This is a genomic window from Streptomyces sp. NPDC041940 (genome assembly GCF_055589465.1).
The window spans coordinates 46,012-62,335 of sequence record NZ_JBVJBP010000036.1 but is presented as its reverse complement, the minus strand read 5'-3'; the positions used below and the strand labels follow the sequence as shown (position 1 = coordinate 62,335).

17 protein-coding genes are annotated in these 16,324 nt (G+C 71.0%); 9 read left to right on the top strand and 8 right to left on the bottom strand.

Annotation, left to right across the window (positions count from 1 at the left end; all coding sequences use genetic code 11):
• Positions 1–510 (top strand): DNA-directed RNA polymerase subunit alpha C-terminal domain-containing protein (locus ACZ6I3_RS38275; RefSeq protein ID WP_469420949.1); only part of this gene is annotated, 510 nt, incomplete at its 5' end.
• Positions 511–637: 127 nt separating this feature from the next.
• Here ACZ6I3_RS38275 and ACZ6I3_RS38270 read toward each other — a convergent pair.
• The 3 genes from ACZ6I3_RS38270 to ACZ6I3_RS38260 form a co-directional block, all read right to left on the bottom strand.
• On the bottom strand, positions 638–1,813 hold the full coding sequence (locus ACZ6I3_RS38270) for a phospholipase D-like domain-containing protein (RefSeq protein ID WP_469420953.1): 1,176 nt from the start codon (positions 1,811–1,813) through the stop codon (positions 638–640).
• Positions 1,814–1,953: 140 nt separating this feature from the next.
• Positions 1,954–2,796, bottom strand: a complete 843-nt coding sequence (locus ACZ6I3_RS38265) for an RNA polymerase sigma factor SigF (protein WP_469420948.1) — start codon at positions 2,794–2,796, stop codon at positions 1,954–1,956.
• Between the two features lie 133 nt (positions 2,797–2,929).
• Positions 2,930–3,046, bottom strand: coding sequence for a DUF6411 family protein (locus ACZ6I3_RS38260; protein WP_469420947.1), 117 nt, complete (start codon positions 3,044–3,046; stop codon positions 2,930–2,932).
• Positions 3,047–3,079: 33 nt separating this feature from the next.
• On the opposite strand from ACZ6I3_RS38260, the gene ACZ6I3_RS38255 reads away from it, so the two are divergent.
• On the top strand, positions 3,080–3,667 hold the full coding sequence (locus ACZ6I3_RS38255; protein WP_469420946.1) for a hypothetical protein: 588 nt from the start codon (positions 3,080–3,082) through the stop codon (positions 3,665–3,667).
• A 102-nt stretch (positions 3,668–3,769) separates the two neighbouring features.
• On the opposite strand, the gene ACZ6I3_RS38250 is transcribed toward ACZ6I3_RS38255, so the two are convergent.
• Entirely contained in the window at positions 3,770–5,416 is a 1,647-nt protein-coding gene (locus ACZ6I3_RS38250) for a TlrC/CarA/OleB/SrmB family ABC-F type ribosomal protection protein (protein WP_469420945.1), read from the bottom strand.
• A gap of 73 nt (positions 5,417–5,489) precedes the next feature.
• Positions 5,490–5,879 carry a VOC family protein gene (locus ACZ6I3_RS38245; RefSeq protein WP_469420944.1) on the bottom strand — a complete coding sequence of 130 codons (390 nt, stop codon included), beginning with the start codon at positions 5,877–5,879 and terminating at the stop codon, positions 5,490–5,492.
• A 116-nt stretch (positions 5,880–5,995) separates the two neighbouring features.
• On the opposite strand from ACZ6I3_RS38245, the gene ACZ6I3_RS38240 reads away from it, so the two are divergent.
• The 5 genes from ACZ6I3_RS38240 to ACZ6I3_RS38220 all read left to right on the top strand — a co-directional run bounded on the left by ACZ6I3_RS38240 (position 5,996) and on the right by ACZ6I3_RS38220 (position 10,677).
• Positions 5,996–6,649, top strand: coding sequence for a TetR/AcrR family transcriptional regulator (locus ACZ6I3_RS38240; protein ID WP_469420943.1), 654 nt, complete (start codon positions 5,996–5,998; stop codon positions 6,647–6,649).
• A 386-nt stretch (positions 6,650–7,035) separates the two neighbouring features.
• The gene (locus ACZ6I3_RS38235; RefSeq protein WP_469420942.1) at positions 7,036–8,256 is read left to right on the top strand and encodes a metallophosphoesterase; all 1,221 of its coding nucleotides are present in this window, start codon (positions 7,036–7,038) and stop codon (positions 8,254–8,256) included.
• 376 nt (positions 8,257–8,632) lie between these two features.
• Positions 8,633–9,625, top strand: coding sequence for a dihydroxyacetone kinase subunit DhaK (dhaK, locus tag ACZ6I3_RS38230; RefSeq protein WP_469420941.1), 993 nt, complete (start codon positions 8,633–8,635; stop codon positions 9,623–9,625).
• Between the two features lie 49 nt (positions 9,626–9,674).
• Positions 9,675–10,274 (top strand): dihydroxyacetone kinase subunit DhaL, encoded by a 600-nt coding sequence (gene dhaL / locus ACZ6I3_RS38225; protein ID WP_469420940.1) that lies wholly within the window; start codon positions 9,675–9,677, stop codon positions 10,272–10,274.
• On the top strand, positions 10,267–10,677 hold the full coding sequence (locus ACZ6I3_RS38220) for a PTS-dependent dihydroxyacetone kinase phosphotransferase subunit DhaM (RefSeq protein WP_469420939.1): 411 nt from the start codon (positions 10,267–10,269) through the stop codon (positions 10,675–10,677). Before dhaL ends, ACZ6I3_RS38220 begins: the two co-directional genes overlap by 8 nt.
• A gap of 72 nt (positions 10,678–10,749) precedes the next feature.
• Here the strand turns inward: ACZ6I3_RS38220 and ACZ6I3_RS38215 are convergent, their stop codons facing one another.
• On the bottom strand, positions 10,750–11,475 hold the full coding sequence (locus tag ACZ6I3_RS38215) for a glycoside hydrolase family 75 protein (RefSeq protein WP_469420938.1): 726 nt from the start codon (positions 11,473–11,475) through the stop codon (positions 10,750–10,752).
• A 412-nt stretch (positions 11,476–11,887) separates the two neighbouring features.
• Between ACZ6I3_RS38215 and ACZ6I3_RS38210 the strand changes: the two genes are divergently transcribed.
• Entirely contained in the window at positions 11,888–12,886 is a 999-nt protein-coding gene (locus ACZ6I3_RS38210; RefSeq protein WP_469420937.1) for a fibronectin type III domain-containing protein, read from the top strand.
• A 162-nt stretch (positions 12,887–13,048) separates the two neighbouring features.
• Positions 13,049–13,594 carry a hypothetical protein gene (locus ACZ6I3_RS38205; protein WP_469420936.1) on the top strand — a complete coding sequence of 182 codons (546 nt, stop codon included), beginning with the start codon at positions 13,049–13,051 and terminating at the stop codon, positions 13,592–13,594.
• Positions 13,595–13,660: 66 nt separating this feature from the next.
• Here ACZ6I3_RS38205 and ACZ6I3_RS38200 read toward each other — a convergent pair whose 3' ends face one another.
• Complete coding sequence (locus ACZ6I3_RS38200) at positions 13,661–14,221, bottom strand: PadR family transcriptional regulator (protein WP_469420935.1); 561 nt, start codon at positions 14,219–14,221, stop codon at positions 13,661–13,663.
• A gap of 32 nt (positions 14,222–14,253) precedes the next feature.
• Positions 14,254–16,269 (bottom strand): FAD-dependent oxidoreductase, encoded by a 2,016-nt coding sequence (locus tag ACZ6I3_RS38195; protein ID WP_469420934.1) that lies wholly within the window; start codon positions 16,267–16,269, stop codon positions 14,254–14,256.
• Positions 16,270–16,324 lie beyond the last annotated feature (55 nt).

Genomic DNA, 16,324 nt, shown 5'->3' with positions numbered 1-16,324 from the left:
CTCAAGGTCACGTACAAGGTCGAGGCCACGCGTGTCGAGCAGCGGACCGACTTCGACAAGCTGATCGTCGACGTCGAGACCAAGCAGGCCATGCGCCCGCGTGACGCGATGGCGTCGGCCGGCAAGACCCTGGTCGAGCTGTTCGGTCTGGCCCGTGAGCTGAACATCGACGCCGAGGGCATCGACATGGGTCCGTCCCCGACGGACGCCGCGCTCGCGGCCGATCTGGCGCTGCCGATCGAGGAGCTGGAGCTCACCGTCCGCTCCTACAACTGCCTCAAGCGTGAGGGCGTCCACTCCGTGGGTGAGCTCATGGCTCGCTCCGAGGCGGACCTGCTCGACATCCGCAACTTCGGTGCGAAGTCGATCGACGAGGTCAAGGCCAAGCTGGCCGGCATGGGCCTGGGCCTCAAGGACAGCCCGCCCGGATTCGACCCGACCGCCGCCGCCGACGCCTTCGGCTCGAACAACGACGGGGACGCGGGGTTCGTGGAGACCGAGCAGTACTGAACGCTGCGCCGCGGCCAAGACACCGGGCATGACGCGCTCGATGTCATGGCCGCGCGGACGCTGTCAGAGTCGGGGCGTCGTCAAGGCCGCAGGCCCCGACTCTGATACGACCGGCCGCCGGCCGGCGTCAGAGGTAGCGCCGTATGGGCCGCACGGCGGCTTCGCGGGCCCGTTGGAGCGGGGAGCGCTTCTTCCACTGCCCGGCCCGCATCCGTTCACTGGCAGCGATGTCCGCCTCGAAATGCGCATCGATCGTGGCGGTGAAGCCATCGTCCAGGACGGCGAGCATCACCTCCTCGTCGTGGTCGAGGGAGCGCCGGTTGAAGTTGGTCGACCCGACGAGGGATGCCGTGCGGTCCACGGTGATGACCTTGGCGTGCATCATGGTGGGCTGGTACTGGTAGATCTTGACCCCGCAGGCGAGCAGATCCTCGTAGAAATGCTGTCCGGCCAGTTGGCAGACCCGCTTGTCGGTGTGCGGTCCGGGCAGCAGGATCTCCACCTCCACCCCGCGGCGGGCGGCCGCGCACAGCAGCTCGATGAAGTAGGCGTCCGGTGAGAAGTAGGCGGTGGCGAGCCTGAGTCGCTCCTCGGCCGACTCGATGACCACTCGGATCAGGGTCTGCATGTCCTGCCAGCCGAAGCTGGCCGAACCGCGCACCACCTGCACCACCGCGTTGCCCTGCGGGCGGTGGAGGGTGAACCGGTCGTGGTCGTCGAAGAGTTCGTCGTGGCATTCGGCCCAGTTCTGCGCGAACGCCGCCGCGATGCCGTCCACGGCCGGCCCGCGTACCTCGACGTGGGTGTCCCGCCACTCCTGTGGATTGCGGGCGTCACCGCACCACTCCTCGGCGATGCCCACACCGCCGGTGAACGCCACCTGCTCGTCCACGACCAGCACCTTGCGATGGCAGCGGTGATTCTGCTTGAGCGGCGAGAGGTACAGCGGTTTGCGGAACCAGGCCACCTGCACGCCCGCCCGGCCCATCTCCGCCAGCAGATCCTTGTCGATCAGCCGGCTGCCGAAGCCGTCCAGCAGCAGCCGCACCCGGATCCCGGACCGGGCCCGGTCCGCCAGTGCGTGCGCGAACTCGCGAGCGATGGCGCCCTTCCAGTACACGAACGTCATCATGTCCACCGTGTGCTCGGCGGAGTGGATGGCGTCGAGCATCGCCGGGAAGATCTCGTCGCCGTTGCGCAGGGCCACCAGCGCGTTGCCGTCGGTGGCCGCGATGCCGATGAGGCGTTCCAGCCGGCGCCGTATCCGCACCGCGCGCTCATCAAGGGTCCTGCCGCGGTCCATGCGATCCGCGGGCCCCGCTATGTCCTGAGTACTGGTCATCCTTGTCCCTCGGCCGTCGCCGGCCTGTTGCCCAGCCCACCGCCCGAACTGCCGCTCGCTCCACTGCCTCTCCTGCTGGGCCCGGTTTCTGCCCCTGACGCTCAAGCGCTGGTGAGCATGCCTTCGCGCAGGCGGGCGAGAAGACGGGAGACCAGGCGCGAGACGTGCATCTGCGAGCAGCCCAGGCGTTCGCCGATCTCCTTCTGTGTGAGTTCCTCGACGAAACGCCAGTGAATGATCCGCCGGTCGCGTTCGTCGAGCTCGGCGATCATCGGTGCCAGGGCGTGGAAGTCCTCGACCAGTTCGAGGGCGGTGTCGTCGGCGCCGATGAAGTCGGCCAGGACCGCTTCGCCGTCCTGGCCGGTGTTGATGGCCGCGTCCAGGGAGGAGGAGTTGTAGCCGTTGGAGGCCAGACGGGCCTCGCGGACCTCCTCTTCCGGCAGGCACATCAGTTCGGACAGTTCCTTGGTCGTCGGCGTGCGGCCCAGCCTGCCGCGCAGCTCCTCGGTGGCGCGAGTCAGCTGCGCACGCGCCTCCTGCAGACGCCGGGGCACGTGCACGGCCCAGGAGGTATCGCGGAAGAACCGCTTCATCTCGCCCACGATGTACGGCACCGCGAAGGAGGTGAACTCGACCTCACGGGTCAGCTCGAACCGGTCGATGGCCTTGATCAGACCGATCATGCCGACCTGGACGATGTCCTCCATCTCCCCCGGACCACGGCTGCGGAACCGGCCCGCGGCGTAGCGCACGAGGGACATGTTCATCTCGATCAGCGTGTTGCGCGCGTACTGGTACTCGGGTGTCCCTTCGTCCAGTACCGCGAGCTGGTCGAAGAACAGCTTCGACAACTCCCGCGCGTCCTGGGGCGCCACCTTCGACGGGTCCGCTATCTCCGGCAACCCCACGATGTGCCCAGCGACAGCGTGCACGGTTGTCGTCATGATCCACTCTCCCAGCCGGCCGACTTCTACGATCATCGGCCTGGGCCGACGAAGCGGCGTCTACCCCGTTCTCCGCCGCGCACGCTCCGGGACCTTGAGAGTTCGCTTCGCGGGGTGCGTTGGGCCCCCACGCTCACGAGGAAGCTGCGCCGGCAGCCCTGGAACTGCTGCGGAAGGGCCTGCTGAGAACGCGCCCCAGAAAGCCGGGTGCGAGTGTCGATCCGATGCCGGTGAGACAGCCGTCGAGCACTACGATCTGTGGCGCGTGCGCATCATGCCCTGGATGTCAGACGTTGAGGGGGGCGGCATGAGCTTTGAGGGATTTCCGGTCGGTGGCTGGCGCACAAGGACGGTGCCCGTGCACCGGGCGGCCGGGAGCCCGGCCGTTCTCGTGGTGCGCTCTCGCGGGCCGTTGACGAGCTTTACGATCACACCGGTCATCGACACACCGAGGGTGAAGAGGACAGGGGGCTACTTGCTGCGGACGTGGGGCACCGAACCCCATATGTTCGTGCTGCCGGGCGAGTACACGCATGTCAAGGTGGCGAGAGCCGGTCGAGAATCCAACGGATTCGCTCGCTGGACTCTCGACCGGATTGCCGTCGATGAGCTGCGGCCCCTTCGGGGCCGGGTCATCGGGTCCGGCTCGCAGGTGTTCAGCTGGCGAGGCAGCGAGGGACACTTCCGGTTCGACTTCACGGACAAGTACAGCCGGAACTCGTTCGACTTCTTCTCCTTCGACGACGGAAGGGAAGACCGCTTGGAGCGTGACGGCGACAGCCGGGGCACGGCCACGATTCCAGGACCCGGTTTCGTGAGGATCCAGTCCCCGGGCACATGGACGGTCAACGTCGTCAACCCCGTCCCCTGACCCGGGCGGTTGAGGGGTTCTCAGCAGGAGGGTGCGGAGCGGGTTTCCGCGCGGTCGAGCCCGGCCTGGCCCGGGACTGCTCCGACCCGGCCTTGACAGGGTTCAGGCGGCCGCCTCGTGGGCGGCGATGCGGCCGTCGCGCAGCATGAGGTGCGAGCCGGTGAATCGGGACCGCATCCGGCGGTCGTGGGTGACGAGGACCAGGGCGCCTCGGTAGTCGGCCAGCGCTGCTTCCAGTTCCTCGACGAGGGCGGGTGCGAGGTGGTTGGTGGGCTCGTCGAGGAGCAGCAGGTCGACCGGGTCGGTCACGAGCCGGGCCAGCTCGATCCGGCGCCGCTGTCCGTAGGACAGTTCCCCGACGCGCAGGCGCAGATCGGCCGGGCTGAACAAGCCGAGCGCGAGCAGCGCATCGGTGTGTTTGTCCGGGTCGCCTCCCCGTCCCAAAGCGAATGCCTGGGCGACGGTCAGCCCGGGCGGCCACGGCGTCTCCTCCTGACGCAGATGACCGACCCGTCCGGGGACGTTCACCGAGCCGCTGTCGGGGCGCAGCTCTCCTGCCAGGACGCGCATCAGGGTGCTCTTGCCGGCTCCGTTGGGGCCGGTCACCAGCAGCCTTTCGCCGGGCGGAACGGACAGGGCCGGTATGTGGAGCCGCTCTCCGACGTGCACGTCGGTGAGCTGGGCCGCTGCGGCCTTGTTCTCGGCGGCCTGGCTCGTGGTGATGCGTGCGGTGAGGACGAGCGGCTCGGGAGGGGGTGTCACGGGGTTGCCGGTCAGTCGCTCGACCCGCTCCTTGGCGTTGCGGATGCGGACCATCGCGCCGTGCCCGCGTCCGCGCGCACGGAATCCGCCGTGGCCGAAGACGCTCAGCGGCACCTTGCGCGGGATGGCATCCAGCCGCGCCACATTGGATGCGGCAAGCTGCCGGTTGCGGCCGAGTTCGGCACACCAGTCCTCGTACTCCCTCAGCCGTCGTCGGCGTTCTGCCGCCTTCGCGGCGAGGTAACCGTCGTAGCCGTTCCCGTGGCGGGACACCCTGCCGGAGTCGACCTCCAGGATGGTGGTGGTGAGGCGTTCCAGGAACTCCCGGTCGTGACTGACCGCGATCACCGTTCCCTTGTGTCCGCGCAGGTGTGCCTCCAGCCAGCCGATCGCCTGGTCGTCCAAGTCGTTCGTCGGCTCGTCCAGGAGCAGCAACTCCGGTGCCGACGCCAGCGTGGCGGCCAGGGCCAGGCGGGACCGCTCGCCGCCGGACAGGGCGGCCAGCCGCCTTCCGTGATCCAGGTGCGGAAGCCCGAGCCCGTGCAGGGCGATGCCCACCCGGGTGTCCGCTTCGTATCCGCCCCGGGTCTCGTACTGCTCGATCAGCGCGGCGTAGGCCGCCTGGGCGGGGCCGGATTCCGTCTCCTCTGCCGTCGCCAGGTCGGCTGCCGCCTGGGACATCCGCGATTCGAGCGCGCGCAGATCGGCCAGGGCCAGGTCGACGGCGTCCTGAACGGTGACGTCGGGCGGGAGTTGCAGCGTCTGGGCCAGGTATCCGGTGCCGCCGGGCGCCGCCACGGTCAACTCGCCGCTGTCGAAGCGCTCTTGCTGGGCGATGACCCTGAGCAGCGTGGACTTTCCCGAGCCGTTGTCACCGACGACGCCGACCTTCTCGCCCGGCTTGACGGTGAGGCATACCTGATCGAGGACGACGTGGTCGCCGTATCGCTTGGTGAGGTCGTGGAGTGCGAGTTGTGACGTACGCATGGTGCTGTTCCCCCGTTCTCGGCCGGGCCGGTCGAAGTCGTTCGCTGACGGGCGTGACGGCGGCGTCGTGGGGTCAGGGGGCGGCCGGTGCTGCCCACTCGACGAACTGGACGATCACGCCGTTGGGGTCGGTGATCTGGAAGAGGCGTTCGCCCCAGGGCTCCTCGCGCAGCGGCATGGTGATGTCCACGCCCGCGGCGATCAGGCGCTTCTCCTCGTCCTGGATGTCTGTGGTGGTGAAGGCGAGGATCAGGCCGGAGGCGCGCTGGTCGCGCTGGTCCGCCGGCAGCACCTGGGTGCCACGGGCGAGCAGGACGATGTCAACCGCGGCGTCCTGGCGTGCCAGGGAGGCGAAGCCGTCGGCGGCGGCCTGTTCGGTGTAGCCCAGGTGGGTGGTGAAGAACTGCTGGGAGGCGGCGACGTCGTCGACGGTCAGCGACACGGTGGAGGTGGTGATCTGCAAGGCGTTTCTCCTCATGGTCGTTCTTCGCTCCATGGAAAACTTGCAACGGACGTAAAGTTACTCCGAGCCCCTCGTGGGTGTCAACATAAAAATGCTACGAGTGTAAGATTGCGCTCATGGCTACTGACACCACCTCCTCCGCGCCCCCGGTCGGCCTGCGGGAATCGAAGAAGCAGGAGACCCGGCAACTCATCTCCGACCACGCCACTCGCCTGTTCATCGCCCAGGGCTTCGAGCAGACCACCATCGCCGAGATCGCCACCGCCGCACGGGTCGCCAAGAAGACAGTGACCAACTACTTCCCGCGCAAGGAAGACCTGGCCCTGGACCACCAGGACGCCTTCATCGCCTCCCTGGCCCACACGGTGACCGCCCGTCGATCCGGCGAATCGGCCCTGGCGGCACTGCGCCGCGCCTTCACCGACGCCGCCACCGCCGCCGAACCGGTCGCCGGGTTCTCCGGCCCCGCCTTCGCCCGCATGATCGCCGACAGCCCCACCCTCTCCACCCGTCTGCGCGACCTGCACGATCTCCGCGAGGCAGCCCTGGCCGACGCCCTGGCCGAGGCCACCGGCGCGACCCGCGACGACATCACGCCCCGCGCCGCCGCCGCCCTGCTCGGCGCCGTGCACCGCACCCTGTTCCAGCGCATCCAGGAACTCACCCTCACCGACCGGAACAACGCCCAGATCTCAACCACCGTCACCGCAGAGGCAGACAAGGCCTTCGACCTGCTGGAGCCCTCACTCGCGCACTACGCCGCCGCCTGATCCATGCACGGCTCGTCCGCTCCCGGATACACCCGACCGAAGAAGGTGAGCATCGACGGCCCACCCGGTGGGGCAGCGGCTACCCGTCAGGGCAGGGCGATGAGCACGCCGGGAAGGTCACCGGCCTTCACGGCGTCCTGGTCGATGGCCACGCCCGTGTGGGCGCCCACGGCGGTGAGCACCGGCTCGGGCAGGCGCTCGCCATGCTCCTCGAAGTACGGGCATCGGGCGCATGGACGATCAGAGCCGGAGGGCTGAAACGGTCCTATGAGGGAGTGTGGTGGTGTGCGCCCATCCACGCGATGCCGCCACTCCTGCCGGTCGGAGCGGCCCGAGGGCGACCGGATACAGTGCGCGAGACGGCAGCCTGGTCAGAGAGGGGTAGCGTGCCCGACACCAGCAACACCCGACACGCGGACAGCGAAGCGCAGGCACCGCGGCAGAGCCGACTGCAGCGCCTGATGCGCTACATGCCCCTGATCGCCCCCGTCCTGCTGTGGGCCGTGCCCTGCTGGGTGCTCCTGTACACCGGCCAGCACTGGCCGCTGCCCGTCACGCCGGCGGGCACCGCCCTGTTCGCCCTCGGCCTCGTCGGTATGCCGCTCGCGATGGCGCGTGGCCACGGCCGGCGCCAGCAGGACCGGGCGGCGATCGTCGGTGACACCCTGCTGGGCACGAGCTGGGTTCTGTTCACCTGGTCGGTGCTGCTCGGCGTCTTCTTGCGGCTCGCTCTGACCGTGGCCGGCGTCGGCGGGAGTCAGGACCGGGCCCGAATCGTCACTTGGGCCGTCCTCGGCGTGACCGCCGTGCTGCTCGCCTGGGGGTACGCCGAGGCCCGCCGCGTGCCACGCGTGCGCCGGCTCGATGTGCAACTCCCACGGCTGGGTGCCGGGTTGGACGGCACCCGCGTCGCACTCATCACCGACACCCACTACGGCCCACTCGATCGCGCCCGCTGGTCGGCACGGGTGTGCGAGACGGTGAACACCCTGGAAGCCGACCTGGTCTGCCACACCGGCGACATCGCGGACGGCACGGCCGAACGCCGCCGCGCCCAGGCCGTCCCACTCGGGACCGTGCGGGCCACCCGGGCCCGTGTATACGTCACCGGCAACCACGAGTACTACAGCGAGGCCCAGGGCTGGGTCGACCTGATGGACGAGCTGGGCTGGGAGCCGCTGCGCAACCGCCATCTGCTGCTCGAACGCGGAGGCGACACCCTCGTGGTCGCCGGCGTGGACGACGTCACCGCCGAGTCCTCGGGCCTGGCAGGCCACCGCGCCCACCTCGCCGGCGCCTTGAACGGCGCCGACCCCGGCCTACCCGTCCTGCTCTTGGCGCACCAGCCCAAGTTCATCGACCGGGCAGCAGCCGCAGGCATCGACCTCCAACTCTCCGGCCACACCCACGGCGGCCAGATCTGGCCCTTCCACCACCTCGTCCGCATCGACCAGCCCGCCCTCGCCGGCCTCAGCCACCACGGCCCCCGCACCCTCCTCTACACCAGCCGCGGCACCGGCTTCTGGGGCCCGCCGTTCCGCGTCTTCGCCCCCAGCGAGATCACCCTGCTCGTGCTCCGCTCCCCACACGTACCCACCTCGGGGTAAGACCGGGCCTGTTGTTCCAGACCGGTCTCGGCGGTGAGGGCCTGGATCCGGGCGGGGAGCCGAAGCCGTTGGGCAGGGCTGCGTGCCCTGGTTGCAGGCGGTCGTCGACCTCCACGACCGCCTGGGCGGTGCCGCGTGCGGTGGTGATCTGTGCCAGGTGTTGTCGTCCTTCGGCCCGGTGCGGGCTCGCGGGACGCCGTGGGACTGCCAGGGGTTCTTCCCGATGAGGACGGAGACCTCGGCGTGCTACAAGTCCCCGGCGATGTGGCCGCCGGTGAGGGCTACGCACCGCCAAGATCGACAACTGGTCAAACGCAATCTGGCCTGCGAAGCTGGAGTTCGAGGGCTCATCTACTAGTTTCCCTAGGAGGTACCCGTGAAGATGTTGATCAACGTCCCGGAGACCGTGGTCGCGGACGCGCTGCGCGGTCTGGCGGCTGCCCACCCGGAGCTGACCGTGGACGTGGAGAACCGGGTGATCGTGCGGCGGGACGCTCCCGTGGCCGGAAAAGTGGGGCTGGTCTCGGGCGGAGGCTCGGGGCACGAGCCGCTGCACGGGGGTTTCGTGGGTCCCGGCATGCTGTCGGCGGCCTGTCCGGGCGAGGTGTTCACCTCCCCGGTGCCCGACCAGATGCTGCGCGCGGCCGCCGCCGTGGACAGCGGGGCCGGGGTGCTGTTCATCGTGAAGAACTACACCGGCGACGTGCTCAACTTCGACATGGCCGCCGAGCTGGCCGAGGACGAGGGCATCCAGGTCGCGAAGGTGCTGGTCAACGATGACGTGGCGGTGACCGACAGCCTCTACACGGCCGGCCGGCGTGGCACCGGCGCGACCCTGTTCGTGGAGAAGATCGCCGGTGCCGCCGCCGACGAGGGCATGCCGCTGGAGCGGGTGGAGGCCATCGCCCGGCAGGTCAACGAGAACTCCCGCAGTTTCGGTATCGCGCTGAGCGCCTGCAGCACCCCCGCCAAGGGCAGCCCCACCTTCGACCTGCCGACCGGCGAGCTGGAGTTGGGCATCGGCATCCACGGCGAGCCCGGCCGGGAGCGGCGGGCGATGATGACCTCCGGCGAGATCGCCGAGGCCGCCGTCGAGGCGGTGGTGGAGGACCTCCAGCCGCGCAATCCCGTGCTGGTCCTCGTCAACGGCATGGGTGCGACTCCGCTGCTCGAGCTGTACGGCTTCAACGCCGAGGTGCACCGGGTGCTCGCCCAGCGCGGCGTACCCGTGGCCCGGGTCCTCGTGGGCAACTACGTCACCTCCCTCGACATGGCGGGCGCCTCGCTCACCCTGTGCCAGGTCGACGAGGAGATGCTGCGGCTGTGGGACGCGCCGGTGAAGACCGCCGGTCTGCGCTGGGGCATGTGACACACAGGGGGTAGAGGATCACCACGTATCTACCAGGCAAGGAGATCCAGTGCTCGACGCCGCATTCTTCCGCCGTTGGATGACGGCCACCGCCGCGTCCGTCGACCGTGAGGCGGAACGGCTCACCGCCCTCGACTCCCCCATCGGGGACGCCGACCACGGCAGCAACCTCCAACGCGGGTTCAGGGCCGTGGCGGCCGCCCTGGAGAAGGAGGCCCCCGGCACGCCCGGCGGGGTGCTGACGCTGGCCGGGCGCCAGCTCATCTCGACGGTCGGCGGTGCCTCGGGGCCGCTGTACGGCACGCTGCTGCGCCGCACCGGCAAGGCGCTCGGGGATGCCGCCGAGGTCAGTGCGGAGCAGCTGGCCGAGGCGCTGCGGACCGGGGTGGACGCGGTCATGACGCTCGGCGGTGCCGCCCCGGGCGACAAGACCATGATCGACGCGCTGGTGCCCGCGGTGGACGCGCTCGGTGACTCGTTCGGGGCGGCGCGGGCCGCCGCGGAGGAGGGCGCCGTGGCGACGACGCCCCTGCAGGCGCGCAAGGGCCGGGCCAGCTATCTGGGTGAGCGCAGCATCGGGCACCAGGATCCGGGCGCCACATCGGCGGCGCTGCTCGTCGCCGCTCTCACGGAGGCCGCCGATGAGTGACGAGCGGCTGGTGGGAATCGTGCTGGTGTCGCACAGCGCGGAGGTGGCCGCCTCGGTCGCCGCGCTGGCCAAGGGGCTCGCGGGTGGTGGCCCGGTGGTGCCCGTCGCCCCGGCGGGCGGCACCGAGGGCGGTGGACTGGGCACCAGCGCCGAACTGATCGCCGCGGCTGCCGCGTCCGTCGATCGCGGTGCGGGCGTCGCCGTCCTCACCGACCTGGGCAGCGCGGTGCTCACCGTGAAGGCCCTGCTCGCGGAGGGCGACGAACTCCCGGAGCGGACGCGGCTGGTGGACGCCCCGTTCGTGGAGGGAGCCGTGGCCGCCGTCGTCACGGCGGGTACCGGTGCCGATCTGGCGGCGGTGGAGTCGGCCGCCGCGGAGGCGTACACGTACCGGAAGGTGTGAGGCCGGACCCGGGCACGCCGGACGTCGGCGTGCCCGGCCACGGTGAGCGGGAGCTGACGTGCCATCACTCGCTCAGCCCCCGTCGACGAACCGCCTCGCCGCCCGCTCCCCCGTCGTCACGGCCGCCGCGCGGTCCTCGATGGGTGACACCCGGGTGTTCTTGAAGACGATGTAGGTGACGCCCGAGGCCGTGCCGCCCCGGAGCGGGTGGGGGCGGATGCCCAGGGCCTCGGCCGTCGCGTAGGAGGCCTCTCCGATGACGCCCCGCGGGCCCGTGTCGCCGACCACCGCGTACTGCACCTGGTCGCGGTACACGACGGCCACGACCGAACCGCCACCCACGCCGTGGTCCCGGTAGTCCCAGATGCGGCTCGGGGCGGGTACGACGATGAAGGGGAGGCGTTCGGCGTTCAAGGGGCGGCCGTCGGACTGTGAGTAGGCCGTGCCGGCGTCGAAGTACGGGTCGGTGCGGCGGTTGCAGCGGGGGCCCGGGCGGCCGTCGCAGTCGATGTCCATGTCGGCCTTCCAGAAGACGGCGTCGCGGGTACCGCAGACCGGGATCTTCGCTGCGGCGCCGAAGTCCTTGCGGTACCGGCCACGCGAGACGCGAGTGCAGTCCCGCGCCCTGGCCAGCAGGTCGGCGGCGCTGACAGGGGCCTCGCGCCACACCACCGGGCGCCACACCACAGGGCGCCACACCACCGGCTGGGTGCGCGGCTGGGCCGGCGTGGCGACCGGTGTCGTCGGGACGAGCAGGGCGGCGCTGGCCGCGGCCAGTGTGAGCGACTGGACACGCACGATGGGTGGGCCTCTCCTGAGGGAACCTGACGGGCACTCAGGCCCATCTGTTCCCCCGGCTGTTCATGAAGGTCACCCTCGGAGGGCCGGACGGCGCACTCCCCCAACCACCGACAGGGGCCGGGGACCTGAGTCCGTGTGGGACCCGGGCCGCCCGGCCGCCCGCGTCGGCACGGGATCTGCGACGACAGCGGTCCGCGCGACAGGCCCGAACTTCCTGGTGTCCGCCAGGAGTTCGACCGTGGGCAACGTCAGCATACGTAACCCTCCCGAGGGGGCACGAAGGGCGGGGGTGGCGCGCGACCGCCTCGACTCGCCCTGTCACCCTCCACCACCGCCCTCTTGATGTGATCGCGCCAGTCGCGCCATATTGGTCCGGACCATTCCCGAGTGCCGTCCGGGAGGCAGTGTCGTGCGAAGCGTTCTCGTCTCGTTCTCCTCTCCCGCCCCTCTCCTCCGGCGCGTCGCGCTCTGCGGGGCTCTCGCGCTGGTCGCCGCCTGCGGCTGGGCCGGAGCGGAGGAACGGGACGTCGGCGGTGCGCCGGGGGCACCGACGGGCGTCACCGCCGAGGCGGGCAGTGCGACGAGCGTGCACGTCATGTGGAACGTGACCGTGCGGGCCGATGTCTACGAGGTGTATCGGGGCACCACGAAGGTCAGCGAAGTACCGGGTTCGAAGCACATGATGGACGTCACCAGGCTCCGGCCGTCCACGCTGTACGTCTTCACCGTACGGGCGCGGGACGCCGACGGGCGGCTCGGACCGCCCAGCCGTCAGGTCCGGGCGCGGACACCGGCTGCCGTGGCGGACGACCACTCGGCGCCGGCCCGCCCCTCGGCGCCCGTCGGACGGACGGCCGGAAGCCGGGCGGTCCAGCTGTCGTGGTCCGCCTCGACGGACGACCGGGACGTGGTGTCGTACGACATCCACCAGGGAGCCGCGAAGATCCACAGCGTGGGCGGAGGCCAGACGGCCGCCGTGGTCACGGGGCTGCGGCCCGGCACGTCCTACGCGTTCACCGTCCGGGCCAGGGACGCGGCCGGCAACGTCTCCCCCGCCAGTCACACCGTCCGTCTCACCACCCCGGGCACGGACGACGGCCGCGCCACGGCCCCCACCGGCTTCCGGGCGACGAGCCACCGCGAGGACGGGGCGTACCACGTCGGCCTGAGCTGGGTGCCGCCCCGCGTGGACGGCGAGATCACCGAGTACCAGATCCAGCTGGACGGCCGCCCGGCCACGTCCCTCGTGTACGGCGGGAGCGCCCCGCGCGACCGGGCGACACACCGTTTCTACGTGGGGCGGGTCGCCGGTGTCACCCACCGCGTCCGGATCCGGGCGATGCTGCCGGACGGCACCTGGGGCGGCTTCTCGGCGGAGCGGACGGTGACGACGGGCGCGCGGCGGTGACGCCGACACCACGGCGGCGGCCGCTGTCACCTGCACGGCGGAACCCGGCGTGCGGCCCCGGCCCTGGGAGCTTTGGCTGACCCCTGAGGCAGCACGGGCGATTCCCGACCCTCGGCGGCGCTAGGGATGTACCGCCAACCGTGCCGCCGGAGGGCAGTCCACATGCGCAATTCATCGCCAGTTCTCCGCTCCGGCCTGACCGTGGCAGCCGCCGCTCTGCCCCTCGCCCTGGCCGCGGGGCCCGCTGCCGCGGGCCCGGGCATCTCCGTGAGCACCACGGGTAACACGGTGTCGGTCACGACCAGCGCGTGCACCCAGATCAACGGCAGCTGGGGCACCGCCTCACTGCTCACCAGCAGTCAGGGCAGCTTCGCCCAGGGGCGCCAGGTGACCCTGTCGGGGACGTCCACGAGCCAGTCCGCCGCCTGGTCGAGCGTCAGCGCGGGGACGTACACCGTCATCGTCCGCTGCTCGGACGGCACGACCGCGGGCACCCAGTCCGTCGTCGTCTCCCCGACGCCCTCCCCCACGAGGTCCGCGTCCCCGTCCCCGTCCGCCTCGCCGTCCCTCGGCGTCATGGGCGGTACCGGCGGAAGCGCGACGGACTACGGGACCGTCACGCTGGTCGCGGGCGGCACGCTGGTCGGGGCCGGCCTGCTCGGGACGGCCTGGTACCTGCGCCGCCGCAACAAGCCGTACCGGTTCTGACCCGGTACGGACGGCGGCCCGCCCTCCCGAAGCGCTCCGGTCGGGCGGGCCGCCGTCACACCCCGGTCAGGCCGGGCGGGTCGGCTCGCCGTCCGGGAGCTCGGCGAACTCCGCCAGGGCGCGGCTGAGCCACTGGGTCCAGAAGGTCTCCAGGTCGATGCCGGCCCGCAGCACCAGATGCCGCAACCGGTCCTCGGTGCCGCCCCGGCCGGGCGGGAAGTCACGCTGCTCGATCTCCTGGTACTCCGCCAACTGACGCTCGTGCAGCTGCAGATGGCGTCGCAGATCGGCCTCCAGGCCCGCCGTGCCGACCACGGCCGTCGCCCTCAGCCGCAGCAGCAGCGTGTCGCGGTGCGGCTTGGGGTCCTGGGAGGCGGCGGTCCAGCGGGCCAGTTCGGCGCGGCCCGCGAGCAGGACCTCGTAGCTCTTCTTCTGCCCGCGCGCCGGCTGCTCGGGCGGCAGGGCCCTGATCAGGCCGTCGGCCTCCAGTTTTCCCAGCTCGCGATAGATCTGCTGGTGCGTCGCGGACCAGAAGTAGCCGATCGACCGGTCGAACCGGCGGGTCAGTTCCAGGCCCGACGACGGCTTCTCGAGCAGGGCGGTGAGGATCGCGTGCGGGAGTGACATACCAGTCATCCTAGGGACGGACGGCAGGCCCCCTACAGCGCCGCCGCGAGCTCGGTGCCCTGCTTGATGGCGCGCTTGGCGTCCAGTTCCGCGGCCACGTCGGCGCCGCCGATGAGGTGCGTGCTGCGCCCGGCCGCGACCAGTTCCTCGTACAGACCGCGGCGCGGCTCCTGGCCGGTGCACAGCACGATCGTGTCGACCTCCAGCACCGTGCTCGCGCCGTCGACCGTGACATGCAGTCCGGCGTCGTCGATCCGGTCGTAGCTCACGCCCGGGACCATGGTGACGCCGCGGTGCTTGAGTTCGGCACGGTGGATCCAGCCGGTGGTCTTGCCGAGTCCGGCGCCGACCTTGGACGTCTTGCGCTGGAGCAGATGGACGGTGCGCGGCGGGGCGGGCCGCTCGGGCGCGGCGAGGCCGCCGGGGGCGCGGTAGTCGAGGTCGACGCCCCACTGGCGGAAGTACGTCGCCGGGTTCTCGTGGGCCTTGTCGCCGCCGTCCGTGAGGTACTCGGCGACATCGAAGCCGATGCCGCCCGCGCCGAGGATCGCGACCCGGTCGCCGACGGGGGCGCCGTCGCGCAGGACGTCGAGGTAGCCGAGGACGCTCGGGTGGTCGACGCCGGGGATGTCGGGGGTGCGCGGGCTGACGCCGGTGGCGACGACGACCTCGTCGTAGCCGTCGACGTCCGCGAGCGTGACGGACGTGTTCAGACGTACGTCGACGCCGTGCCAGTCGAGCTGGGTGCGGAAGTAGCGGAGCGTCTCGTCGAACTCCTGCTTGCCGGGGACCTTGCGGGCGACGTTGAGCTGCCCGCCGATCTCGCTCGCGGCGTCGAAGAGGGTGACGTCGTGGCCGCGCTCGGCCGCCGAGACCGCGCAGGCGAGGCCGGCCGGTCCGGCGCCGACGACCGCGACGCGTTTGCGCAGCCGGGTCGGGGAGAGCACGAGTTCCGTCTCGTGGCAGGCGCGCGGGTTGACCAGGCAGGAGGTGATCAGACCGCTGAAGGTGTGGTCGAGGCAGGCCTGGTTGCAGCCGATGCAGGTGTTGATCGCCTCGGGCCGGCCGGTCTCCGCCTTGATGACGAAGTCCGGGTCGGCGAGCATCGGGCGGGCCATCGACACCATGTCGGCCGCGCCCTCGGCGAGCAGTTCCTCGGCGAGCTCGGGGGTGTTGATGCGGTTGGTGGTGACGAGCGGGACGGACACCTCGCCCATGAGCCGCTTGGTCACCCAGGTGTACGCGCCGCGCGGCACGGAGGTGGCGATGGTGGGGATGCGGGCCTCGTGCCAGCCGATGCCGGTGTTGATGATCGTCGCCCCGGCGGCCTCGACGGCCTTGGCGAGGGTGATCACCTCGTCGAGCGTCGAGCCGCCCGGGACGAGGTCGAGCATGGAGAGCCGGTAGACGACGATGAAGTCCTCGCCGACCGCCTCGCGCACCCGTCGCACGATCTCGAGCGGGAAACGCGTGCGGTTCTCGTACGAGCCGCCCCAGCGGTCGGTGCGCTGGTTGGTGTGCCGGGCGATGAACTCGTTGATGAGGTAGCCCTCGGAGCCCATGATCTCCACGCCGTCGTAGCCGGCGTGCCGGGCCAGGCGGGCGGCGCGGACGTAGTCGTCGATGGTCCGCTCGATGTCGGCGTCGCTCAGCTCGCGGGGCGGGAAGGGGCTGATCGGCGCCTGGACCGGGCTGGGCGCGACCAGGTCCTGGTGGTAGGCGTACCGGCCGAAGTGCAGGATCTGCATCGCGATCCGCCCGCCCGCGTGGTGCACGGCGTCGGTGATGACCCGGTGCTGCTCGGCCTCCGCCTCGGTGGTGAGCTTCGCGCCGCCCTCGTAGGGACGTCCCTCGTCGTTGGGTGCGATGCCGCCGGTGACGATCAGGCCCACTCCCCCGCGGGCGCGGGCGGCGTAGAAGGCGGCCATGCGCTCGAAACCGCCTTCGGCCTCCTCCAGACCGACATGCATGGAGCCCATGAGGACCCGGTTGGGCAGGGTCGTGAAGCCCAGGTCGAGGGGGGTCAGCAGGTGCGGGTATCGGCTCATCGTCGGGCCCTCCGTGCGCGGTGTCGTCCCCGTAGTTCTAGAGGACCACCGGCGC

Coding starts and splice junctions, on each gene's coding strand:
- ACZ6I3_RS38270 (WP_469420953.1), bottom strand. CDS start 1,813: ATGGACCGCGGCAGGACCCTTGATGAGCGCGCGGTGCGGATACGGCGC.
- ACZ6I3_RS38265 (WP_469420948.1), bottom strand. CDS start 2,796: ATGACGACAACCGTGCACGCTGTCGCTGGGCACATCGTGGGGTTGCCG.
- ACZ6I3_RS38255 (WP_469420946.1), top strand. CDS start 3,080: ATGTCAGACGTTGAGGGGGGCGGCATGAGCTTTGAGGGATTTCCGGTC.
- ACZ6I3_RS38250 (WP_469420945.1), bottom strand. CDS start 5,416: ATGCGTACGTCACAACTCGCACTCCACGACCTCACCAAGCGATACGGC.
- ACZ6I3_RS38240 (WP_469420943.1), top strand. CDS start 5,996: ATGGCTACTGACACCACCTCCTCCGCGCCCCCGGTCGGCCTGCGGGAA.
- ACZ6I3_RS38220 (WP_469420939.1), top strand. CDS start 10,267: ATGAGTGACGAGCGGCTGGTGGGAATCGTGCTGGTGTCGCACAGCGCG.
- ACZ6I3_RS38205 (WP_469420936.1), top strand. CDS start 13,049: ATGCGCAATTCATCGCCAGTTCTCCGCTCCGGCCTGACCGTGGCAGCC.
- ACZ6I3_RS38200 (WP_469420935.1), bottom strand. CDS start 14,221: ATGTCACTCCCGCACGCGATCCTCACCGCCCTGCTCGAGAAGCCGTCG.
- ACZ6I3_RS38195 (WP_469420934.1), bottom strand. CDS start 16,269: ATGAGCCGATACCCGCACCTGCTGACCCCCCTCGACCTGGGCTTCACG.